This is a genomic window from Polynucleobacter yangtzensis (assembly GCF_027924165.1).
Classification (GTDB): Bacteria; Pseudomonadota; Gammaproteobacteria; order Burkholderiales; family Burkholderiaceae; genus Polynucleobacter; species Polynucleobacter yangtzensis.
In genome coordinates, this window is the sequence record NZ_AP026973.1 from 79,684 (window position 1) to 103,224 (window position 23,541).

Consider the following 23,541-nt stretch of genomic DNA (forward strand, 5'->3'; position numbering starts at 1 on the left):
GCCAATGTATTTATGCGGAGAGTTCAAGTTGCATGATTAAGGTGTTAACCAGTTGATTAACACTCGGTTTACCAGTTTCAATCACGTGGTCAGCAATTTCACGATAGAGAGGATCGCGAATAGCGTACAAGTTCTCTAGTATTTTTTTGGCGTCACCATTTTTAAGAAGTGGGCGACCTTCGCCACCTTTAGTGCGATGCCAGAGTTCAATCGGATTGGCGTGTAAGTAGATAACAGTTCCATGCTCACTGAGTGCTTGGCGATTTTCTGGCAAGAGAATAGCGCCTCCGCCAGTTGCCAAAATGATATCGTTTTCAGAGGTGATTTCGCGAATTGCTTGAGCCTCGCGTCTGCGAAAACCTTCTTCGCCTTCCATTTCAAATATGACAGGAATTTTTACGCCGCAGCGCTCTTCGATGACGTGATCGGCATCTAGAAATCGACGCCCTAATTTTTTTGCTAAAACTTTACCGACGGTCGACTTCCCGGCGCCCATGAGGCCGATCAAAAAGATATTGTTTGTCGAAGAGTTCACCCTTCGATTTTATTAGGGTTTATCGAGAACGGTCGGAGTTAAAAAGACTAACAATTCAGTTTTGTCTTGTAATTTGGATTTATGGCGGAAAAAATGGCCAATTAGTGGTATATCCCCTAATAAAGGGATTTTGACTTCATCCTCTCGCTCGGTGGTTTGGAATATGCCGCCAATGATCGCTGTTCCACCATTCTCAACTGTGACCTCGGAACTGAGGCTTTTGGTATCAATCGCATAGCCCTGCTCTGTTTTCATGCCTACCGTGTCTTTATTGATGCCTACCAGCATTGAAATCTTTCCATCTGGATGAATTTTGGGAAGAACTTCAAGTCTTAAATTGGCTTTTCTAAATTGCAATTTGCTGCCATTTTGATTGGAGGTTTGATAGGGGAGTTCGGTACCTTGCTCAATAGTGGCCTTTACTTGGTCGCCTGTCATGATTCGGGGATTGGAAAGAATTTTTCCTTGACCCTCAGATTCCAGGGCAGATAGTTCTGCCTGAAGAATGCGGCTCCCATTTTTTGAGACTAAGGTTGCAGCTATGGTTGCTGGATTAAAGCCGCTTAATCCAGCGCCAGCTAAATCCATACTGCCAACTAGCTTTTGATCGCCTTCCCCATTTGCTTGATACCCCAGCTTGACCCCCAGTTCTTTAGCAAAGCGTTCATCCGCCTCCACAATGCGAGCTTCTATCAGAATCTGCCTTGGGCTATTGATGTGATCACCACCAAAAGGTAGCGCAGCATCCTCACGACGAAACTTCTGAAAGGCCTGGATTTCTGCATGGGGCCCAATCCAATAGATATCGCCATTACGAACGAGCCTCAAGCCGCGACTGGCAAGAATGGAATGGAGTGCAGTCTGCCAAGGAGTCTTGTTGAGATCGACTGAAATCTTCCCCTTAATCGACTCGCTTAATAAAAAATTGGTGTTACCTAATTTAGCTAAAACCCGCAAAAGATCTCTTACTTCAATGTCAGTAAATTGCAGGCTAATTGGACTCAGAAAATGATTTTGTGAGTCTGAGTTACCACCCGCTAGATTGGGTGAAAGCAGCATAAATAACGCTAGTGAAAAGCAGACTCTATTGAAGTATTTTTGGAGGCGATGAATGCAGGGGCTCATTCGTTCGATAAGGCTTTCAAAACTAGAAATTTGCCTTCGGGATGAGAGAAGATTGCGCTGCCATTTTCTATGCTGCTAAGGCGCCATTCGCCTAAAGCTTGTCCCCCTTTTTCAAAAGCAATATTGCTTTTCCCGGTATTAAAAAATGCCTGATGAGAACCTCCCATTTGGGCTGCACCCAAGTAGCGCCAACGGCGTAATTCGGCCTCATAGGAGGGCGTCTTAGGTTTGCTGGAAACCCTGCTTTCAGGCTTTTTATTAATTAATGAGTGAATACTTACTTCTATTTCATCTAACGCTGCATATAAATCATCTTGATCTTGATGCAATTCATCGCGCAATAAGGCCATCTCCTTTTTTAGCTCGGAAATGAGCTTTTGAGATTCCTCTTGAGTGCTTTGGGATGTCTGATTGAGGGTGTTAAAGGCAATGTAGATTGCAGCTGCTGAAGCTACTAATGCCCCAAAAAATAGGGCAATCATCCCGCCTATCTTTTGAATAGAAGTTGGGATTTGTAACTTGTTAAGTGGGTCTTTGAAGGCGGGGTGATTGCTCCTTCCTGAGGCCTTGGGTGCGGCGCTTTGATGTGGGGGTGGTTTGCGAATTCCATGGGGATCGGGAATGGCAGGGTCGTCGCCAAGATCACTCAAAATTTCGTCAAAAGATTGGCTGGAAATGTGGCGTGCAGGCATGATCCTATTCTTCAGTTTTGAGTCCGGAAAAGCCATCAGCTCAGATTGAACCCAGCGTCAGAAAGTAGGCATTTAGCATACGTAAAACAGGGTATTTGGAGCTTTTAGGGAAATTGACTAAGCACCCTATAATTTGGGCTTATGGCCTTACCTCCAAAAGACAAGCCGCCGCTCAATCAGCGTCCTATTCGTCCATCCGATAGACGTCCTCGGCAAACACGAGTTCAGCCTGGCTTGCCGCGCAAGAATTCAAGCAACCCATTAGTAAAGGCTTTGTTAATTATTGGCGTGGTTTTTGCCGTAGTGATTACTTTGCTGATGGGTTATGCCTTTTTGGTTGCAAAACCTAATCTTCCAAAGATCTCTGCATTAACTGATTACAACCCAAAGACTCCTCTACGTATCTACACGGCAGATAAAGTGTTAATTGGTGAGTTTGGTGAGGAGCGTCGCAAGGTAATCCCGTTAAATGAAATTCCTCAAAGCATGCGCAATGCTGTTTTAGCAATTGAGGACGATCGCTTCTATTCTCACGGTGGTGTGGACTATGTTGGAATTTTGCGTGCTGCATTAACCAACTTACGCGGACATCTTTCGCAGGGCGCTTCAACCATCACCATGCAGGTGGCGCGCAATTTCTTCCTCAGCAATGAGAAGACCTTTAGTCGAAAAATCTATGAAGTTTTATTAGCCTGGGAAATTGAGTCTCAATTAACTAAGGACAAGATTCTGGAAATCTATATGAACCAGATTTTCTTAGGGCAGCGGGCTTATGGTTTCTCTAGTGCAGCGCAGATCTATTTTGGTAAAGAGTTAAAAGATATCACCATCGCTGAGTCTGCAATGTTGGCCGGCCTACCAAAGGCGCCGTCAGCTTATAACCCAGTTAGCAATTTTCGTCGTGCCAAGATTCGCCAAGAATATATTCTGCAGCGCATGCGCGATCTGGGATATATCACTCCAGAGGATTATCAAAAAGCGATGATCGAGGAATTGCATATTCGCGGCCTTGGTAACGAGTTTGCAGTTCGTGCAGATTTCCCGGCGGAGATGGTACGCCAATTGTTATTCACGCAATATGGTGAGGCAATCTACTCCCAGGGAATAGATGTTTACACCACCATCTTGAAGGCAGATCAAGATGCCGCTTACAAGGCGGTACGTAAGGGAATTTTTGAATACGACTTGCGTCACGCCTATCGCGGCCCAGAAGGTTTCATTGATCTGCCTGAGGATTCTGTAAAACGCCAACGCGCCATTGATGAAGCATTACTTGCTTATCCACAGTTAGATGATTTGCAGTCTGGTGTTGTGCTTGAGATCAAGCCAAAAGAAATGCAGGTCATGATTGCCACTGGTGACACTATCACCATTAAAGGTGAGGGCATGAAGTTGGCAGCAGCATCCATTACCGATAGCACTCAACCTAAGAAACGTTTGCGTCCCGGTGCAGTTGTGCGGCTCCTGTCAGATGGTGGAGTTTGGAAGTTGGCCCAGCTGCCTCAAGTTGAGGCTGCATTTGTTTCTATGAACGCTGAGACTGGCGCAATCCTCTCTTTGGTGGGCGGCTTTGATTTCCGTCGCAATCAATTCAACCATGTGACACAAGCCTTGCGTCAGCCTGGCTCCTCATTTAAGCCATTTATCTATGCAGCTGCGATTGAAAAAGGTTTCACACCCAGCACGATGGTGAATGATGCGCCTTTATCGATTGGCAGTATGGAAACTGGTAGTCAAGCCTGGGAGCCTAAAAACTACGATGGTAAATATGACGGCATGATGCGCTTACGTACTGCTTTAGCTAAATCGAAGAACTTAGTTTCTGTGCGCATTATTCGCGCTATTGGCCCCTCCTATGCTCAGGAATACATTCAGCGTTTTGGTTTTGAGCCAGAAAAGCATCCACCTTATTTAACAATGGCGTTGGGCGCGGGTTCAGTTACACCATTACAAATGGCTTCTGCTTACAGTGTTTTTGCGAACGGCGGTTATCGAGTAGATCCATTCTTGATTAACAAGATGGTCGACTCCAAAGGGACTGTCATGTTTGAGGCAAAACCTACTCATGCTCGGGAAGATGCGCCGCGTGTGCTCGACGCCCGTACAGCCTTTGTCATGGATAGCATGTTGCAAGAGGTAACTAAGTCAGGGACTGCAGCTTCTGCGCGCGGCAAATTAGGCCGTAGTGATATTGCAGGTAAAACCGGTACAACCAATGATTCTCACGATGCATGGTTTGCTGGGTATAACCCTAAAGTCGTTGCGATTGCATGGATTGGTTTTGATAAGCCGGCTAGCCTGGGTGATCGAGAGACTGGTGGCGGCCTTGCGTTGCCTATGTGGATTTCTTATATGGGTACCGCGCTAAGAGAGGTTCCGCAGGAGACGCGTGAAGTTCCAAGCGGAGTAACGCAAGTGGATGGCGACTGGTTTATTCCAGAATTCTCAAACAATGGCGGTGTCCGCGAACTTCAATAGTTCGTATTCAACATGGCACGGCAAGCGCGCACTGTGATACCAGGCCAAGCAATGCATGTGATGGTTCGTGGTAACAATCGTGAAACACTATTTTTTACCGATGAAGATCGGCGCACTTATTTAGAGTGGTTACGCGAGGCGGCAAGACAATTTGGTTGCGCAGTTCATGCTTTTGCATTGATGCCGAATCATGTTCATTTATTGATGACTCCGCAAAATGAAGATTCCCTTGCAAAAACCATGCAATCTCTGGGACGTCGTTATGCGCAATATTTCAATCAGAAGCATCGACGCTCTGGAACTATTTGGGAAGGTCGGTATCGCTCATCCTTAATTGATCCAGATTATTTTTTGCGTTGTCAGCGCTATATCGAACTCAACCCAGTGAGGGCTGGATTTGAATCGAACCCCCAAAGCTCAACTTGGACTAGTTTTGCAACGCATATTGGTGGCAATGCTGAACCATGGTTAGTGGATCACCAGCATTTTTGGAAGTTAGGTAATACGCCTTTTGAAAGGCAAATGACCTGGGCTAGTTTTGTGAAAGAGGGGGCGCCTCACTGGGAGGACCGCCAAATTACGGAATCCTTGCTTCGCTCCAAACCGTGGGTGAGTGATATTTATGCGCAAAAGCTCTTCAAAAATGCCCCAGAGATAGCAGTAATACGGCATCGTGGCCGCCCTAGAAAAATAAGTCCATTAAATTCAACGACTTAGGGAACTAAAAACTTCCCCGAAATCAATTTGGGGTATTGAGTATTTTGACTCTGTCCCCATATAAGCAATACATATTGGTGCGACATCAAAATAAATGGGACAGACTCATTTTATTTCTATTGCATCGGTGTGGGTATTCACCTATATTTGATCCTCCAAAAGTAATTAGGCCTTTGTCGCCCCTCGGAAATACTATGACTACACAATTAAATACAGATCTTCGCCCTATCGCTCATGGTTTATATGACCCAAGTAATGAGCACGACGCTTGCGGCGTAGGATTCGTTGCACACATTAAAGGCAAGAAATCCCATGAGATCGTTTCTCAGGGTTTGCAGATTCTTGAGAACTTAGATCACCGGGGAGCGGTTGGTGCCGATCCTTTGATGGGTGATGGCGCTGGTATCTTGATTCAGATTCCAGATACTTTGTATCGCGAAGAAATGGCCAAGCAAGGCGTGACGTTGCCACCATTGGGTGAGTATGGTGTTGGCATGATTTTCTTGCCGAAGGAGCATGCGTCTCGTTTAGCGTGCGAGCAAGAATTAGAGCGCACTGTTCGTTTAGAAGGTCAAGTTGTTTTAGGTTGGAGAGATGTTCCGGTGGATGTGAAATTGCCGATGTCTCCAACAGTGCAAATGACAGAGCCATTCATTCGTCAAATTTTCATTGGTCGTGGTCGCGACATCATGACAACCGATGCGCTTGAGCGTAAGTTGTATGTCATTCGTAAGACAGCAAGTCATGCGATTCAAGATTTGCATCTCAAGCATGGCAAAGAATATTTCGTTGCCTCAATGTCTGCTAGAACCATTGTTTACAAGGGTTTGCTGTTAGCCAACCAAGTTGGTGCTTATTACCAAGACTTGCAAGACAAGCGCACTGTTTCAGCACTTGCTTTAGTGCATCAACGCTTCTCTACTAATACATTCCCTGCATGGGAATTGGCACATCCATACCGCATGATTGCGCATAACGGTGAGATCAATACCGTTAAGGGTAACGTCAATTGGGTGAATGCACGTGAAGGTGCAATTAGCTCTCCAGTGCTTGGCGATGACTTGCAAAAGCTCTGGCCATTAATTTATCCAGGTCAATCAGATACTGCGTGTTTCGATAACTGTTTAGAGTTGTTGGTAATGTCTGGCTACCCATTGGCGCAAGCCATGATGATGATGATTCCTGAGGCATGGGAGCAACATGCATTGATGGATGACAATCGCCGCGCATTCTATGAATACCATGCAGCAATGATGGAACCATGGGACGGTCCTGCAGCAATGGCATTTACCGATGGCCGTCAAATCGGCGCAACTTTGGACCGCAACGGTTTGCGTCCAGCACGTTATTACGTTACTGATGATGACCTTGTCATCATGGGCTCTGAGGCTGGTGTATTGCCGATTCCTGAGAGCAAGATCGTACAAAAATGGCGCTTACAACCAGGCAAGATGTTCATGATCGACATGGAGCAAGGTCGCATCATTGATGACGTTGAGTTGAAGAATGCCGTTTCTAAAGCTAAGCCATATAAGAGCTGGATCGATGCGGTTCGTGTGAAGTTGGACGAAGTCGATGCCAGCAAGGTGGATTTGGTTGATGAGAAAACCACGATTCGTCCAGCAGCTAAATTATTAGATCGCCAACAAGCATTTGGCTATACCCAGGAAGATATTAAATTCCTCATGGCTCCAATGGCCATGAACGGTGAAGAGGCGATTGGTTCAATGGGTAACGACAGCCCATTAGCGGTTCTCTCCAATAAGAACAAACCACTCTATAACTACTTCAAACAGTTGTTTGCTCAAGTTACCAATCCTCCGATTGATCCAATTCGCGAGAACATGGTGATGTCTTTGGTTTCTTTCATTGGCCCTAAGCCGAACTTGTTAGATACCAACAATATCAATCCACCAATGCGCTTGGAAGTAAGCCAGCCAATTTTGGATTTTGATGACATCACTAAGATTCGTCATATTGGTCACTACACCAATGGCAAGTTCCGCTCTTATGAATTGGATATTTGCTATCCAGCTTCATGGGGTAAGGCTGGCATTGAAGCGCGCTTAGCTTCTTTGTGTGCAGAAGCAGCTGATGCAGTGCGTTCTGGTTACAACATCTTGATCGTGAGTGATCGTCAAGTTGACGAGAAGCACGTAGCAATTCCTGCTTTATTGGCTACTTCAGCCATTCACCAGCATTTAGTGCAAAAAGGTTTGCGTACTAGCGTTGGCTTGGTAGTAGAAACAGGTAGCGCGCGTGAGACCCATCACTTTGCGCTCTTGGCTGGTTATGGCGCAGAAGCAGTTCATCCATACCTCGCAATGGAAACTTTGGCAGAAATGGCCAAAGGCTTATCCGGTGATTTATCTGCAGAAAAAGCAGTGAAGAATTTTGTGAAAGCGATTGGTAAAGGCTTGCAAAAAGTGATGTCCAAAATGGGTATCTCAACTTACATGTCTTATACAGGCTCACAGATTTTTGAAGCCATTGGTTTAAATCACGACATCATTGATCAATACTTCAAGGGCACTCCATCAAACGTTGGTGGTATCGGCGTATTTGAAGTGGCTGAAGAAGCATTGCGCATGCATTCATCTGCATTTGGTAATGACCCAGTGTTAACCAATATGCTTGACGCTGGTGGTGAGTACGCTTTCCGTATTCGTGGTGAGAACCATATGTGGACTCCTGACACGATTGCGAAGTTGCAGCATTCCACACGTATCGGCGCTGAGAAAGGCTATCAGACTTATAAAGAGTACGCCAATATCATCAATGATCAAACTAAGCGTCAAATGACTTTGCGTGGTTTGTTTGAATTCAAGATTGATCCAGCAAAAGCTATTCCGTTGGACGAAGTAGAGTCTGCAAAAGAAATCGTTAAACGTTTTGCAACGGGCGCGATGTCTTTGGGTTCGATCTCTACAGAAGCGCACGCTACTTTGGCAATTGCTATGAACCGTATTGGCGGTAAGTCTAATACTGGTGAAGGCGGCGAAGATCCAAACCGTTATGTGAATGAACTCAAAGGCATTCCAATTAAGAAGGGTGAGTCTTTAGCAAGCATCTTGGGTAGCGACGTAGTCGAGGCTAATATTCCATTGCAAGACGGCGACTCCTTGCGCTCTAAGATTAAGCAAGTTGCTTCTGGTCGTTTTGGCGTAACTACAGAATATTTGCGTTCTGCTGATCAGATTCAGATCAAGATGGCACAAGGCGCTAAGCCTGGTGAAGGCGGTCAATTGCCGGGCGGTAAGGTTTCTGACTACATCGGTAAGTTGCGTTTTTCAGTGCCAGGCGTTGGTTTGATTTCCCCTCCTCCACACCATGACATTTACTCAATTGAAGATATTGCTCAGTTGATTCATGACTTGAAGAACGTTAATCCAAAAGCAGACGTTTCTGTGAAGTTGGTATCTGAGGTAGGCGTTGGAACTGTTGCAGCTGGTGTTGCGAAAGCTAAAGCAGACCACGTTGTGATCGCTGGCCATGATGGCGGTACTGGCGCATCCCCACTGTCTTCAATCAAGCATGCTGGTTCCCCATGGGAACTCGGCCTGGCTGAAACACAGCAGACATTGGTTCTCAATGGCTTGCGTAGTCGTATTCGTGTTCAAGCTGACGGCCAAATGAAGACTGGTCGCGACGTAGTGATTGGTGCTTTGTTAGGCGCAGATGAATTTGGTTTCGCGACAGCTCCATTGGTTGTTGAGGGTTGCATCATGATGCGTAAGTGTCATTTAAATACCTGCCCAGTTGGTGTTGCTACACAAGATCCAGAATTGCGTAAGAAATTCTCAGGCAAGCCAGAGCACGTTGTGAACTTCTTCTTCTTCATTGCTGAAGAGGCTCGCGAGATCATGGCGCAATTGGGTATTCGTAAGTTTGATGACTTAATTGGTCGCGTTGATTTGTTAGATACCCGCAAAGGTATTGAGAACTGGAAAGTACATGGCTTGGATTTCAGCAAGATTTTTGCTGAACCACAGGTTGCTGCTGAAGTTCCACGTTATCAAGTGTTGACGCAAGATCATGGCTTGGCTAGCGCACTCGACAATATTTTGATTGAGAAGAGCGAGCCTGCCTTAGAGCGTGGTGAGAAAGTATCTTTCATTGTTCCTGTTAAGAACGTGAACCGTACAGTTGGCGCAATGCTCTCAGGTGAAGTAGCTCAGCGTTATGGTCATGCAGGCTTGCCAGATGACACTATTCATATTCAGTTGAATGGCACGGCTGGTCAAAGCTTTGCAGCCTTCTTGGCCCGCGGTATTACCTTAGATTTGGTTGGTGATGGCAATGACTACGTTGGTAAAGGTTTGTCAGGTGGTCGCGTGATTGTTCGTGCTCCACATGAGTTCCGTGGCGATACCGCGAAGAACATCATTGTTGGTAATACCGTGCTCTACGGCGCAATTGCTGGTGAGGCATTCTTTAACGGCGTAGCTGGTGAGCGTTTCGCGGTACGTAACTCTGGTGCGACAACAGTTGTTGAAGGTACTGGCGACCATGGTTGTGAGTACATGACTGGTGGCACAGTAGTTGTATTGGGCGCAACAGGACGTAACTTTGCTGCAGGTATGAGCGGCGGTATTGCTTATGTTTACGACGAAGATGGTCTGTTCGATAAGCGTTGCAACACCAGTATGGCTACTTTGGAAAAGGTTCTGCCTTCTGCCGAGCAGATTGCCAAGATGCCGAAGTCTGAGTGGCATGCCCCTGTCGATGTTAAAGATGGTGGTGAGCGTTTAACAGACGAGCAAATCTTGAAGGGCTTGATTGAGCGTCATTTCCGCCACACTGGCTCTGAGCGCGCAAAAGCACTTTTAGCTGACTGGGAAAATGCCCGTGGACGTTTTGTGAAGGTTCTCCCAACTGAGTACAAACGTGCTCTCGGTGAGTTGTGGGAAAAGGCTCAGAACAAAACCGTTGCTGCTTAATCAAATAGATAGACATTAAGAAAAGATACTGAGGATTCGATATGGGTAAGGTCACTGGATTTATGGAGTTTGAGCGCGTTGATGAAAAGTACGAAGCGCCGGTTAAACGTCTCCATCACTACAAAGAATTTGTTGCTGCTTTAACTGACGAAGAAGCTAAAGTTCAGGGCGCGCGTTGTATGGATTGCGGTATCCCGTTTTGTAACAACGGTTGCCCAGTGAACAACATCATTCCTGACTTTAATGATTTGGTATTCCATAGTGATTGGAAGAATGCATTAGACGTTTTGCAATCAACCAATAACTTCCCTGAATTTACCGGCCGTATTTGCCCAGCTCCTTGCGAAGCCGCATGTACTTTAGGTATTAATAGCACTGCAGTTGGCATCAAATCTATTGAGCACGCCATCATTGATAAGGGCTGGGAAAGTGGTTGGGTTAAGCCTCAGCCATCCAAGACCAAGACAGGTAAAAAAGTAGCGGTAGTTGGCGGCGGTCCTGCGGGTATGGCGGCTGCACAGCAATTGGCTCGTGTTGGTCATGATGTGACTGTATTTGAGAAGAATGATCGCGTTGGTGGCTTGCTGCGTTACGGTATTCCTGATTTCAAAATGGAAAAGTGGTTGATTGACCGTCGCGTAGAGCAGATGCAGGCTGAAGGCGTGAAGTTTGAAACCGGTGTGTTTGTTGGTAAAGAAGCGATTGGTGCTGAAGTAAAAAATTACTCCAACAAAACAGTTTCTCCTGAGCAGTTGATGAAAGATTTTGATGCTGTAGTGATCACTGGTGGCGCAGAGCAGCCACGTGATTTGCCAGTCCCAGGTCGTGAGTTAGCCGGTGTGCACTATGCGTTGGAATTTTTGATTCCACAGAACAAAGAAAATGCAGGCGATTTCAAAAACGAAATTCGTGCAACTGATAAGCATGTTGTAGTTATCGGCGGCGGTGATACTGGCTCTGATTGCGTAGGAACTTCAAACCGCCACGGCGCTACCAAGATTACTCAGTTTGAATTGCTCCCGCAGCCTCCAGAAGAAGAAAACAAGCCATTGGTATGGCCATATTGGCCAACAAAGTTGCGCACATCCTCTTCTCACGAAGAAGGTTGTGATCGTGACTGGTCTGTTGGAACGAAACGTTTTGAAGGTAAAAATGGCAAAGTAGAGAAGTTGATCGGCGTACGTTTGGAGTGGAAAGACGGCAAGATGTCAGAAGTGCCAAACTCTGAATTTGAGATCAAGGCAGATTTAGTACTTTTGGCAATGGGCTTTGTGTCTCCAGTTCAACAAGTGCTAAATGCTTTTGGCGTTGAAAAAGATGCTCGTGGCAACGCTAAAGCTACTGTGGATGGTCAAAATGCCTATCAAACGAACGTTCCTAAGGTATTTGCTGCTGGCGATATGCGTCGCGGACAGTCTCTCGTAGTTTGGGCGATTCGTGAAGGCCGTCAATGTGCCCGTTCAGTTGATGAGTATTTAATGGGGTCTTCTGTTTTACCTCGATAATGTCGAGGATATGAACAGTGGTGAGCCAAACTCCTTGGATGTAAGCAAGCAAGCTGCAGGCGAAGTTGTCGTCTCCATCAAAGACGTCAACTTTTCCTATGCTCGAGGTGAGCGGCAAATTTTGTCGGGACTCAATATGGAGTTTCGACGCGGTCAAGTGGTTGCTGTTATGGGTGGCTCTGGTTGCGGCAAGACCACCATTCTTCGCCTGATTGGCGGTCAATATACAGCTCAATCGGGCCAAGTTCTTTTTGAAGGCCAAGATATTGGCAAGATGAGCGGCGCTGAGTTGATGGCAGCTCGTCGACGTATGGGCATGCTATTTCAGTTTGGCGCTTTGTTTACCGACCTCAGTGTTTTTGAAAACGTTGCCTTTCCTCTGCGCGAGCATACCAACTTAAGTGAAGAGCTCTTACATTCATTGGTGTTGATGAAACTTAATGCGGTAGGCTTACGTGGTGCACGTGATTTAATGCCTTCACAAATTTCTGGCGGTATGGCACGACGTGTTGCTCTTGCTAGGGCGATTGCGCTAGATCCACCACTCATCATGTATGACGAGCCATTTGCTGGCCTTGACCCTATTTCGCTTGGTATTACTGCACGCCTGATTCGTGATCTGAATAATGCCCTGGGAGCCACGAGTTTATTGGTTACTCATGATGTTGAAGAGACTTTTGCGATTGCAGATTATGTGTACTTTATTGCTAATGGCCGCATTGGCGCAGAAGGCACGCCTGAAGAGTTAAGTCGCTCAACAGATCCTTTTGTCAGACAGTTTTTAGATGCCGCACCAGATGGCCCCGTGCCTTTCCACTACCCAGGTAAAACCTTGGAAGAAGATTTTGGAATGAGGCCTCTATGACTGCACTATTAAATCTCTTTGGCGATCTTGGATTTTTTGTTCGTCGTAACTTAAGTAGTCTTGGATTGGCTGCCCGCATGTTTGTAGCGGTGATTGTGCGCTCAGGATTCTTGCTTAAGAGACCACGCTTAGTGATTGATCAAATTTTATTTGTTGGTAACCATTCCTTCATCATCATTGCGGTCTCAGGATTATTTGTAGGTTTCGTATTAGGTTTGCAGGGTTACTACACTTTAAATCGTTATGGTTCAGAGCAAGCGCTTGGCTTGTTGGTCGCATTGTCTTTAACTCGTGAGTTAGGTCCAGTGATTACTGCTTTATTGTTTGCTGGCAGAGCCGGCACTTCATTGACCGCAGAAATTGGTTTGATGAAAGCTGGCGAGCAATTAACTGCTATGGAGATGATGGCAGTTGATCCTTTGGGTCGCGTGATCGCGCCACGACTCTGGGCAGGCATTATTTCTATGCCAATTTTGGCAACTATCTTTACGACTGTGGGTGTTCTAGGTGGCTATTTGGTTGGTGTTCCACTCATTGGAGTGGATTCAGGCGCCTTCTGGTCGCAAATGCAGGGTGGTGTAGACCTGTTTTCGGATATTGGTAATGGCCTAATTAAAAGCATGGTGTTTGGTGTGGCAGTGACTTTTATTGCCCTCTATCAAGGTTATGAATCTAAGCCTACGCCTGAAGGCGTTTCGCAAGCGACTACCCGTACGGTGGTTATCTCTTCTTTATCGGTTCTGGCATTGGATTTCTTGCTGACCGCGATGATGTTCTCAAATTAGAAAGAATAAACTGGGGCTCTTATGAGAAAAAGTGCAATTGATGTTTGGGTAGGTATTTTTGTTGCCATAGGTTTATTAGCAGCACTATTTCTCGCGTTAAAAGTGGGCAATATGAATGCTGTGTCATTCGCTCCAACATACAAAATTTCCGCACGCTTTGATAACATCGGTGGTTTAAAGCCTCGTGCACCGGTTAAAAGTGCTGGTGTAGTTGTTGGCAGAATTGCCAATATCTCTTTTGATGACAAGACTTATCAGGCAACAGTAGTCATGACAATTGAAGATTCTTTTAAGTTTCCAAAAGATTCTTCTGCAAAGATTTTGACATCCGGTTTGTTGGGTGAGCAATATATCGGCCTTGAAGCAGGCGGCTCGGATGACATGTTGACTAATGGTGAGAAGATTTCTCAGACTCAGTCAGCGATTGTTTTAGAAAACCTCATCAGTCAGTTTCTCTATAACAAAGCAGCAGATAGCGGTCAAGAAAAAGGCGCGGCAAAATGATGTTGTCTGTAGTGCGCAAACTCAAGGCAGCAATCTTGCTGAGTTTGGTTGCAGCCATGATTGGTTGTGCTTCGATTCCTGCTGGCTCAGAGCGCTCCCCTCAAGATCCTTGGGAGCCATTCAACCGTTCAGTATTCGAGTTTAATGAAGGCTTAGACGCTTATGTTCTAAAGCCAGTAGTTGCTGGTTATCGCTTTGTATTGCCCGAGTTTGTGCGCGATGGTATTTATAACTTCTTTAGTAACTACAACGATATTTACACTGCACTCTTTAACTTGCTACAAGGCAAACCAGGATTTGCCTTTAATGACTTTATGCGCGTAGTGGTCAATACAACCATGGGCTTGGGTGGACTATTAGACTTGGCAACGCCAGGCGGCTTAGAAAAACATAAAGAAGACTGGGGTCAAACTTTAGGTGTTTGGGGCGTCCCTTCGGGTCCGTATGTTGTTTTGCCCTTCTTTGGACCAAGTAATGTGCGCGATACCTTTGGTACTGTGGCCGATTTAGAGTCAGACTATCTCTTCAGTTACGTTAAGGATATTGGCCTAAGAAATAGTATTACCGGTTTGCGTGTAGTGAATGCGCGGAATACTTACTATGAAGCTGGTGATTTATTGGATGGCGCTGCAATTGATAAGTACAGCTTTATGCGCGATGCTTATATTCAAAGACGGGCATATCAAATTAATGAGGGTCGCGATGATGAGGAACCCATTGTTTATGAGAATCCATATCAATAAGCAGTTCATCAGTGCAGTTTGAAGTGACTAAAATGAGTCTCAATATAGATAAAGATAGTGGGCGGGAAATATGAAAAGTTTTAAAAAAATCGGTAGCTTTATTTTTGCAGGCCTGCTGTTTGTAGTCGGCACTGTTTTTGCTCAGACCCCTGATCAATCAACGCCTCCAGACGCTCTCATTAAGATGGTTGTTACAGATGTCATGGCAAGCGTTAAGGCTGATCCCGATATTCAGAAGGGCAATATTCCAAAAATTGTGGACCTGGTAGAAAAGAAAATTGTTCCTTATACCGATATGCGTCGCACAACAGAAATGGCGATGGGGCCTAATTGGAAAAAGGCGACGCCTGAGCAGCAAGCTCAACTTACTTCCGAGTTTAAGAATCTACTCATTCGTACTTATTCGGGTGCTTTGAGTCAGTTGCGTGATCAGACTGTGCAATTTAAAGCTTTGCGCGCTGCCCCAGACGATAAAGAGGTAGTTGTGAAAACCGTCGTGCTTGGCCGTGGCGACCCAGTGCCTTTGGACTATCGCCTTGAGAAAACAGCTAATGGCTGGAAGGTTTATGACATGAACATCATGGGCGTTTGGTTGGTTGAGGCCTACCGCAACCAGTTTTCAAATCAAATCAGTCAAAACGGCATTGAGGGCTTAGTCAAGTTCTTGCAAGACCGCAATAAACAATTAGCTACTGCTAAGCCAAGCAATTAATTATTAAATAAAGACGCCATGCCTTTTCTTTTGCCAAAAATCGTTACGCAAGAAAATGCCTTGCAGTTACAAAAAGAGGGCTTGTTAAATAGCCCTAGTTTGCAATTGATCGATTGCTCTGCGTTAAAAGACTTTGACTCCTCTGTATTAACTGTTTTATTGGCATGGCAAAAAAAGCTCCTGTCTGAAGGTAAGTCGATTTCGATAGAGCATGCGCCAGCGAAGCTAAAAGTTTTGGCTGGTGTTTATGGTGTTGCTGCATTGCTAGGTTTGTAATGGCAATGCATCCAGCGATATCTATTCAAAACATATCCAAGCAGTATGGGGCGCTTCAAGCTTTAGATGATGTTTCTCTGGCTATTGAGCCTGGAGAGTTTTTTGGTTTATTGGGCCCCAATGGCGCCGGCAAGACCACTTTAATATCCATTCTGGCTGGCTTAGTAAGACCTAGCCACGGTCATGCAGCCATTATGGGTGCTGATGTTCAAAAAGGTTTTCGTGAGGCACGCCGTATGCTGGGCGTTGTTCCTCAAGAGTTGGTCTTTGATCCCTTCTTTACTGTTCGAGAAACTTTGCGTTTTCAGTCGGGCTACTTTGGGATACGCAATAACGATGCATGGATTGACGAGATCATGGCTAACCTTGATCTCACCTCTAAAGCCGATAGCAATATGCGTTCTTTGTCTGGTGGAATGAAGCGCCGAGTGCTTGTAGCTCAAGCATTGGTACATAGACCACCGGTGATTATTTTGGATGAGCCCACCGCCGGTGTGGATGTCGAGTTACGTCAATCACTCTGGCAATTCATTAGCAGGCTCAATCAAGATGGCCACACGATTGTTTTAACTACACATTACTTAGAAGAGGCAGAAGCCCTGTGTCAGCGTATTGCCATGCTCAAGCAAGGCAAGATTGTGGCTTTAGACACTACCGCAAATTTATTAAGCCGCTATGGATCGGTCAAAAAAGATGGCGAAGGTAAAACCGATCTAGAAGAAGTCTTTGTCAATATTATGTCCGGAGGTGCTTTATGAGGCATGGCATAAATAGACCAGCTTTGGAATACGGCAGTGGTTTTCCGACTTTGTTGTTTAAGGAAGTGAAGCGTTTCTATAAAGTCGCATTTCAGACGATTGCTGCACCAGTTCTGACGGCTGTGCTGTACCTGATGATCTTTGGGCATGTGCTCGAAGGTAAGGAAATTTATGGTCGCCTCAGTTACACAGCCTTTCTGATTCCAGGCTTGGTCATGATGAGCGTTTTGCAAAACGCATTTGCCAACACATCCTCTTCTCTGATTCAGTCTAAGGTCACAGGGAACCTAGTCTTTGTTCTGCTTGCTCCATTGAGCCATTTTGAGTTCTATGCAGCTTATATTCTGGCTGCAGTATTTCGCGGAATCGTTGTTGGCTTAGGTGTTTTATTGATTACTATTTGGTTTGCTACACCTTCCTTGGAATATCCGCTGTGGATTTTGGTATTTGCCTTTTTGGGTGCGGCAATTTTGGGAAGTCTCGGCTTAATCGCTGGCATCTGGGCTGATAAGTACGATCAGTTGGCTGCTTTTCAGAATTTCATCATCATGCCAGCGACGATGTTGTCTGGTGTTTTCTATTCCATTCATTCTTTGCCGCCGGCGTGGCAAGTGGTCTCACATTTCAACCCCTTCTTTTACATGATTGACGGGTTCCGCTATGGGTTCTTTGGCGTCTCGGATAACTCCCCTTGGGCTAGCCTGGCAATTGTGTTCTGCTTTTTTGTGGTGGTGTCGGTGATTACCTTACGCCTGCTCCAAAAAGGCTATAAGCTCCGTTATTAATTATTTACCCCTGGTTTTATTAGGAGAAGAAATGCTACCCACCCCAGAACAAATTGAAGGCTATATCAAACAGGGTATTCAATGTACCCATATACAGGTTGAGGGTGATGGACAACATTTTTTTGCAACTATTGTGAGTCCTGAGTTTGAGGGCAAGCGCTTAGTGCAGCGTCATCAATTGGTTTATGGTGCCATGGGCGATCGCATGAAAGCAGAAGTACATGCTTTATCAATTAAGGCTTTTACACCCGAAGAATTTGCTCAGAATTCAGCAGCATAAAAAATAAATTCATTGCATATTAATTACTAAGTTATTACTGGAATCGTTTCATGGATAAATTACGAATGGTTGGCGGAACTCCTCTCAAAGGTGAGGTAGTAATTGCTGGCGCTAAAAATGCCGCGTTGCCAATTCTGTGTGCTTGTCTATTAACCGATCAACCAGTTGTTTTGCGCAATGTTCCTGACTTGCAGGATGTGCGTACCATGCTTAAGCTTTTGCAAGAAATTGGCGTCACAGTAGATTTTCCAGATGCGAGCGATCACAGTCATATGGTGCTGAATGCAGCAGTCATCAAAAGCTCCGAGGCTACCTATGAGATGGTCAAGACTATGCGCGCTTCCATCTTGGTGCTTGGCCCACTCTTGGCCAGAATGCATAGTGCCAAGGTGTCATTGCCGGGTGGTTGCGCTATTGGTGCTCGTCCAGTGGATCAGCACATCAAGGGCCTAAAGGCAATGGGCGCCAGCATCAAAATCAAGAGCGGTTACATTCAAGCTGAAACGAAGCCTCAATCTGATCGATTGAAGGGCGCCTCGATCTTGACAGACATGATTACCGTGACCGGCACTGAAAATTTATTGATGGCTGCTACTTTGGCATCAGGAACAACAGTATTAGAAAATGCTGCGCGTGAACCTGAGGTTGGCGACCTAGCTGAATTGCTAGTGAAGATGGGGGCCAAGATTTCTGGCATTGGCAGCGATCGTCTGGTAATTGAAGGCGTTGAGAAATTGCATGGTGCAGAGCATTCAGTGATTCCAGATCGTATTGAGGCTGGAACATTCCTGTGTGCAGTAGCTGCAACTGGTGGCGAGATTACCGTCAAACACTGCCGTCCAGATACTTTAGATGCAGTGATCGTGAAATTAAAAGAAGCTGGTCTGCAGATGGAGGTTGGTCCAGATTGGATTAAGGCATCGATGCAGGGTCGCCCTAAAGCGGTAAATTTCCGCACCTCTGAGTACCCAGCCTTTCCGACAGATATGCAGGCGCAGTTGATGACAGTGAATGCCATCGCAGCTGGAAGCTCAATGATTACCGAAACGATTTTTGAAAACCGCTTTATGCATGTGCAGGAGCTCAATCGTTTGGGTGCAGATATTGCTATTGAAGGAAATACCGCAATTGCTCAGGGAGTGGAAAAGCTCTCCGGCGCAATCGTGATGGCCACCGACCTACGTGCTTCTGCTAGCTTGGTAATCGCTGGACTGGCAGCTCAGGGTGAAACCCAGGTGGACCGGATTTACCACTTAGATCGTGGCTATGACCGTATGGAGCAGAAGTTAACCCTCTTGGGTGCCAAGATTGAGCGCGTCAAGTAAGGCTGATGGATAATTAGTCCATGAAATTGACTTTAGCCCTCTCCAAGGGCCGCATCTTCGAGGAAACCGCTGAGATCTTGTCCAAGGTCGGCATTGTGCCGCTGGAAGATCCTGAGAAGTCTCGCAAACTGATTATTGAAACAACCAATCCGGATGTTCGCTTAATTATTGTCCGCGCGTCTGACGTCCCAACATATGTGCAATTTGGTGGCGCTGATTTTGGCGTTGCTGGTTTAGACGTATTGATGGAAAAAGGTACTGATGGTTTGTATGTGCCTTATGACTTGGGTATTGCCAAGTGCCGTATGTCTGTTGCTGTACGCGAGGGTTTTGATTACGCCGGCGCAGTGAAACAGGGCTCTCGTTTAAAAGTAGCAACGAAGTATGTCAATTGCGCTCGTGAACACTTTGCCAATAAAGGTGTCCACATCGATACGATTCATCTGTATGGCTCAATGGAGCTTGCTCCATTGGTAGGGCTGGCTGACGCTATCGTAGATTTAGTTTCTACTGGCAACACCCTAAAAGCAAATGGTTTAGTTGAGGTTGAGCCAATCGCTGATATCAGCGCTCGTTTGGTAGTGAATCAAGCTTCGTATAAGCGTAAGCGTACTCAGCTACAGCCTATTTTTGAGCTGCTGAAGTAAGCAGCGGCCATCCAGAAGTCTCATCCATGTCTTTAAATATCAACGTCAAGCGCCTTAATAGCAAAGATGCAGGCTTCAGAGAAATTCTGCTGTCGAGCCTTTCTTTGCCTAGCGCTGATGACGAGGCTATAGATTCTGCAGTCGTCAAGATCTTGGCGGCAGTCAAAGATAAGGGCGATGAAGCGATTCTTGGTTTTACAAAACAATTCGATCGTTTGAATGTTGCAAGCGTTTCCGAATTAGAAATTCCGCGCAAGGATTTAGAGCAAGCCTACCTCTCTTTATCTGCTGAGCAAAAAAGCGCCCTAGATGTTGCTGCGCAAAGAGTTCGCGCATATCACGAGAAGCAAAAGATTGAAGCGGGTTGTCATTCTTGGGAATACGAAGAGAAAGATGGCACGCGCCTCGGTCAAAAAGTAACGCCCCTAGATCGTGTTGGTATTTATGTGCCAGGTGGTAAAGCAGCTTACCCATCCTCTGTATTGATGAATGCCATCCCCGCAAAAGTGGCAGGTGTTGCTGAAGTCATTATGGTGGTGCCTACTCCAGATGGAGCGCGTAATCCATTGGTCTTGGCAGCAGCATACCTTGCGGGTGTTGATCGCGTCTTTACGATCGGCGGTGCTCAGGCAGTGGGTGCTTTGGCTTATGGAACAAAAACTATTCCTTCGGTCGACAAAATTGTTGGACCTGGTAATGCTTATGTAGCAGCAGCTAAGCGCCGAGTATTTGGCATTGTCGGTATCGATATGATCGCCGGCCCCTCAGAGATCTTAGTCCTCTGCGACGGATCTACTAACCCTGATTGGGTTGCCATGGATTTGTTCTCACAGGCCGAGCATGATGAGCAAGCGCAATCAATCTTGCTTTGTCCAGACGTTGCATATATTGAGCAAGTGCAAGCAAGTATTAATAAGCTTTTGCCAGAAATGCCAAGAGCAAAAGTAATTGAAGCTTCACTAAAAAATCGCGCCCTATTGATTCAAGTTAAAGATATGGCAGAAGCTTGTGAGATTGCTAATGCCATTGCAGCTGAGCATTTGGAGATTTGTGCTGCCGATCCACGCAAGTGGGCAGATCAAATTCGTCATGCAGGCGCTATCTTTATGGGTAACTATACCAGTGAATCATTAGGTGATTACTGTGCCGGGCCTAACCACGTCTTGCCAACAGCACGCACTGCGCGTTTCTCTTCACCATTGGGTGTTTATGACTTCATCAAGCGTTCGAGCATGATTGAAGTGAGTGAAGCTGGTGCCCAAACTTTGGGTGAGGTTGCAAGTACCTTAGCTCATGGTGAAGGCTTACAAGCCCATGCTCGTGCGGCTGAGATGCGTCTCAAAAAGTAAGCGCTCAATAAACCCGCGCTTACTAATTCAATCTTTTAATTCAGAATTTCTTTTAAAGCGGCGACAAGTTCGTTGCTTTGTTCATCTGTGCCGATCGTAATGCGCAAGAATTCTTCTATACGCGCAGATTTAAAGTGACGAACGATGATGCCACGATCACGCAAGGCCTGATAGAGCTTGGCTCCAGCATGCTGTGGGTGACGGGTAAAAATAAAGTTAGCAGTTGAAGGAAGTGTTTCAAATCCCAAAGCATTGAGATGCTCAACTAACTTAGTGCGCGTTTGAATGACCTTGGCTGAGGTTTCTTCAAGATGCGCCTGATCTTCAATGGCAGCAATAGCCCCGGCTTGAGCAAGGCGCCCTAGCGGGTAAGAGTTAAAACTATTTTTTACTCGCTCTAAGCCTTCAATTAAGTCGGGATGACCAACAGCAAAGCCAACGCGCAGGCCAGCCAAGGCGCGTGATTTAGAAAGCGTGTGAACAACTAGAAGATTTTCTGGGCAGGTATTGCCGCGCAATAATGAAATGCAGGATTCAGTACCGTAATCAACGTAGGCTTCATCAATAACTACTACGGAGTCTTTATTACGAGATAACAAAGCTTCGATTTCAGATCTGGGAATAGATCTGCCGGTTGGGGCATTTGGGTTGGGGAAAATAATTCCACCGTTGGGCGTTTTGAAGTCGGCAGTATTGATCTCAAAATTTTCACCCAAGGGAATCGTTTGGTATTCAATCCCAAAAAGCTTGCAGTAGACCGGATAGAAGCTATAAGTAATATCCGGAAAGTGGACTGGCTTACTTTGTTTGAGAAGCCCAGCAAAGACATGCGCTAAAACTTCATCCGAACCATTGCCTAAAAAAACTTGTTTTGGGTCTAGGCCATGCAATTTGGCGATGGCTTGTTTGAGGGCTGTACCTTCTGGATCAGGATAAAGGCGTAAATCCGCAGTATTTTGACTTTCAATGGCAGCTAGCGCCTTGGGCGATGGGCCATAAGGGCTTTCATTGGTGTTGAGTTTGACCAGCCGCTGCATTTGCGGTTGCTCCCCTGGAACGTAAGGGGTTAAGGTTTTAACAACAGGGCTCCAAAAACGGCTCATGAGGGTTCTCAGGTCAAAAATCGGGATGAAAGTGCTGCAATATCGATATTTATATCTTCTCTAGGAATGATATTATGAGGCTTCAATCAACACTTCGCCTCGCGGCGCAATGAAGCATGCGGCAAGCCGACGTTACCCGAAACACTTCGGAAACCAAAATTCAGATTTCCATCAATTTAGATGGTTCCGGTAAGGCTGAGCTAGCCTCCGGAGTTCCTTTCCTCGACCATATGTTGGATCAAATTGCCCGTCACGGCATGATTGACCTCAAAGTGGTTGCTAATGGCGATACCCATATTGATGATCACCACACTGTTGAAGATGTGGGAATTACCTTGGGCCAAGCCTTTGCTAAAGCGGTAGGCGATAAAGCTGGTATTACCCGTTATGGCCACTCTTATGTGCCTTTGGATGAGACTTTATCTCGTGTTGTCATCGATTTCTCTGGGCGCCCTGGTTTGGAATTCAATGTTCCATTTACTCGTGCTCGCGTGGGTGATTTTGATGTTGATCTCAGCATTGAGTTCTTCCGTGGTTTTGTGAACCATGCTGGAGTGACTTTGCACATCGATAACTTGCGTGGCATCAACGCGCATCATCAGATTGAAACAGTGTTCAAGGCTTTTGGTCGCGCATTGCGTATGGCCTTGGCGGTAGATCCACGTGCATCCGGCTCTATTCCTTCAACCAAAGGCAGCCTCTAATCTAGATCATCTAGTTGCCAGTTAGATAACAGCAAAGATAGGCTCAATTTTGGCGCAAACCATTGCGATCGTTGATTATGGAATGGGCAATCTCCGTTCCGTGTATCAAGCATTTCATCATGTTGCACCTAATGACAATGTCCTGATTGCACATCAGCCTGAAGAAATTCGCGCCGCTGATCGTGTGGTTTTGCCAGGTCAGGGCGCTATGCCAGATTGCATGAAGCACCTACAAGAGTCCGGTTTATTAGAGGCCTTGTTAGAGGCAGCTAAAAGCAAGCCGCTCTTGGGCGTTTGCGTTGGCGAGCAAATGCTATTTGATAGAAGTGCAGAGGTTCGTGCCACTGAGCAATGGACACCGTGCTTGGGCTTGATTCCTGGTGAAGTGCGCCGTTTTGATTTGGCTGGCAAGAGGCAGCCAGATGGATCTGCTTTTAAAGTACCGCATATGGGCTGGAATCAGGTCCGTCAGGATCAAAAGCACCCCCTTTGGTCTGGTATCCCAGATTTGACCAGTTTTTATTTTGTGCATAGCTACTATGTTGTGCCGCAGCGCAATGAAGATATTGCTGGTTCTACTGAATATGGCGATTGGTTTACTTCTGCAGTGGCGCGAGATAATATTTTTGCAACTCAATTCCATCCAGAAAAAAGTGCAGAATACGGATTAAAGCTTTATCAAAATTTTGTTTCTTGGCAACCTTAATATTTAT

At 45.9% G+C, this 23,541-nt stretch carries 21 protein-coding genes and 1 pseudogene; 18 read left to right on the top strand and 4 right to left on the bottom strand.

The features are described 5' to 3' along the window. Positions 1–10: 10 nt before the first annotated feature. From QMF28_RS00485 to QMF28_RS00495, 3 genes are all read right to left on the bottom strand, one after another. On the bottom strand, positions 11–535 hold the full coding sequence (locus QMF28_RS00485; RefSeq protein WP_150114180.1) for a shikimate kinase: 525 nt from the start codon (positions 533–535) through the stop codon (positions 11–13). Between the two features lie 12 nt (positions 536–547). After that, positions 548–1,594 (bottom strand): secretin and TonB N-terminal domain-containing protein, encoded by a 1,047-nt coding sequence (locus QMF28_RS00490; RefSeq protein ID WP_281742581.1) that lies wholly within the window; start codon positions 1,592–1,594, stop codon positions 548–550. Between the two features lie 62 nt (positions 1,595–1,656). Next, the gene (locus tag QMF28_RS00495) at positions 1,657–2,352 is read right to left on the bottom strand and encodes a hypothetical protein (protein WP_281742583.1); all 696 of its coding nucleotides are present in this window, start codon (positions 2,350–2,352) and stop codon (positions 1,657–1,659) included. A 141-nt stretch (positions 2,353–2,493) separates the two neighbouring features. On the opposite strand from QMF28_RS00495, the gene QMF28_RS00500 reads away from it, so the two are divergent. From QMF28_RS00500 to hisD, 16 genes and pseudogenes are all read left to right on the top strand, one after another. Beyond that, complete coding sequence (locus tag QMF28_RS00500) at positions 2,494–4,830, top strand: penicillin-binding protein 1A (protein ID WP_281742585.1); 2,337 nt, start codon at positions 2,494–2,496, stop codon at positions 4,828–4,830. A gap of 12 nt (positions 4,831–4,842) precedes the next feature. Then, positions 4,843–5,547: a transposase gene (locus QMF28_RS00505; RefSeq protein WP_281742587.1), complete on the top strand. Its 705-nt coding sequence runs from the start codon at positions 4,843–4,845 to the stop codon at positions 5,545–5,547. A 194-nt stretch (positions 5,548–5,741) separates the two neighbouring features. Then, positions 5,742–10,487 (top strand): glutamate synthase-related protein, encoded by a 4,746-nt coding sequence (locus tag QMF28_RS00510; protein WP_281742589.1) that lies wholly within the window; start codon positions 5,742–5,744, stop codon positions 10,485–10,487. Positions 10,488–10,528: 41 nt separating this feature from the next. Then, a complete protein-coding gene (locus QMF28_RS00515) occupies positions 10,529–11,992 on the top strand; it encodes a glutamate synthase subunit beta (protein WP_068320162.1) in 1,464 nt (487 codons plus the stop codon). 10 nt (positions 11,993–12,002) lie between these two features. After that, complete coding sequence (locus tag QMF28_RS00520; protein WP_281742591.1) at positions 12,003–12,857, top strand: ABC transporter ATP-binding protein; 855 nt, start codon at positions 12,003–12,005, stop codon at positions 12,855–12,857. After that, complete coding sequence (gene mlaE / locus QMF28_RS00525; RefSeq protein ID WP_281742593.1) at positions 12,854–13,642, top strand: lipid asymmetry maintenance ABC transporter permease subunit MlaE; 789 nt, start codon at positions 12,854–12,856, stop codon at positions 13,640–13,642. The genes QMF28_RS00520 and mlaE overlap by 4 nt, the downstream gene beginning before the upstream one ends. Before the next feature lie 21 nt (positions 13,643–13,663). After that, positions 13,664–14,146, top strand: coding sequence for an outer membrane lipid asymmetry maintenance protein MlaD (mlaD, locus tag QMF28_RS00530; RefSeq protein ID WP_215348205.1), 483 nt, complete (start codon positions 13,664–13,666; stop codon positions 14,144–14,146). Then, the gene (locus QMF28_RS00535) at positions 14,143–14,889 is read left to right on the top strand and encodes an MlaA family lipoprotein (RefSeq protein ID WP_281742596.1); all 747 of its coding nucleotides are present in this window, start codon (positions 14,143–14,145) and stop codon (positions 14,887–14,889) included. Before mlaD ends, QMF28_RS00535 begins: the two co-directional genes overlap by 4 nt. Before the next feature lie 70 nt (positions 14,890–14,959). Continuing rightward, positions 14,960–15,601 carry an MlaC/ttg2D family ABC transporter substrate-binding protein gene (locus QMF28_RS00540; RefSeq protein WP_281742597.1) on the top strand — a complete coding sequence of 214 codons (642 nt, stop codon included), beginning with the start codon at positions 14,960–14,962 and terminating at the stop codon, positions 15,599–15,601. An 18-nt stretch (positions 15,602–15,619) separates the two neighbouring features. Beyond that, entirely contained in the window at positions 15,620–15,877 is a 258-nt protein-coding gene (locus QMF28_RS00545; protein ID WP_281742598.1) for an STAS domain-containing protein, read from the top strand. 5 nt (positions 15,878–15,882) lie between these two features. Beyond that, a pseudogene (locus QMF28_RS00550) lies at positions 15,883–16,566 on the top strand (ABC transporter ATP-binding protein); the annotation flags it as partial. Positions 16,567–16,631: 65 nt separating this feature from the next. Beyond that, positions 16,632–17,420, top strand: coding sequence for an ABC transporter permease (locus QMF28_RS00555; RefSeq protein WP_281742599.1), 789 nt, complete (start codon positions 16,632–16,634; stop codon positions 17,418–17,420). A 31-nt stretch (positions 17,421–17,451) separates the two neighbouring features. Further along, complete coding sequence (locus tag QMF28_RS00560; protein ID WP_068320176.1) at positions 17,452–17,700, top strand: BolA family protein; 249 nt, start codon at positions 17,452–17,454, stop codon at positions 17,698–17,700. A gap of 50 nt (positions 17,701–17,750) precedes the next feature. After that, positions 17,751–19,025, top strand: a complete 1,275-nt coding sequence (gene murA / locus QMF28_RS00565; protein ID WP_281742600.1) for a UDP-N-acetylglucosamine 1-carboxyvinyltransferase — start codon at positions 17,751–17,753, stop codon at positions 19,023–19,025. A gap of 20 nt (positions 19,026–19,045) precedes the next feature. Continuing rightward, entirely contained in the window at positions 19,046–19,672 is a 627-nt protein-coding gene (gene hisG, locus QMF28_RS00570) for an ATP phosphoribosyltransferase (RefSeq protein WP_281742601.1), read from the top strand. Between the two features lie 26 nt (positions 19,673–19,698). Next, positions 19,699–21,021: a histidinol dehydrogenase gene (gene hisD / locus QMF28_RS00575; RefSeq protein ID WP_281742602.1), complete on the top strand. Its 1,323-nt coding sequence runs from the start codon at positions 19,699–19,701 to the stop codon at positions 21,019–21,021. 35 nt (positions 21,022–21,056) lie between these two features. Here hisD and hisC read toward each other — a convergent pair whose 3' ends face one another. Then, positions 21,057–22,124 carry a histidinol-phosphate transaminase gene (hisC, locus tag QMF28_RS00580; protein WP_281742603.1) on the bottom strand — a complete coding sequence of 356 codons (1,068 nt, stop codon included), beginning with the start codon at positions 22,122–22,124 and terminating at the stop codon, positions 21,057–21,059. A gap of 116 nt (positions 22,125–22,240) precedes the next feature. Between hisC and hisB the strand changes: the two genes are divergently transcribed. Both hisB and hisH read left to right on the top strand, forming a co-directional pair. Beyond that, entirely contained in the window at positions 22,241–22,828 is a 588-nt protein-coding gene (gene hisB / locus QMF28_RS00585) for an imidazoleglycerol-phosphate dehydratase HisB (protein ID WP_068320186.1), read from the top strand. 49 nt (positions 22,829–22,877) lie between these two features. After that, on the top strand, positions 22,878–23,534 hold the full coding sequence (gene hisH, locus QMF28_RS00590; RefSeq protein ID WP_281742604.1) for an imidazole glycerol phosphate synthase subunit HisH: 657 nt from the start codon (positions 22,878–22,880) through the stop codon (positions 23,532–23,534). The last annotated feature ends 7 nt before the right edge of the window (positions 23,535–23,541 follow it).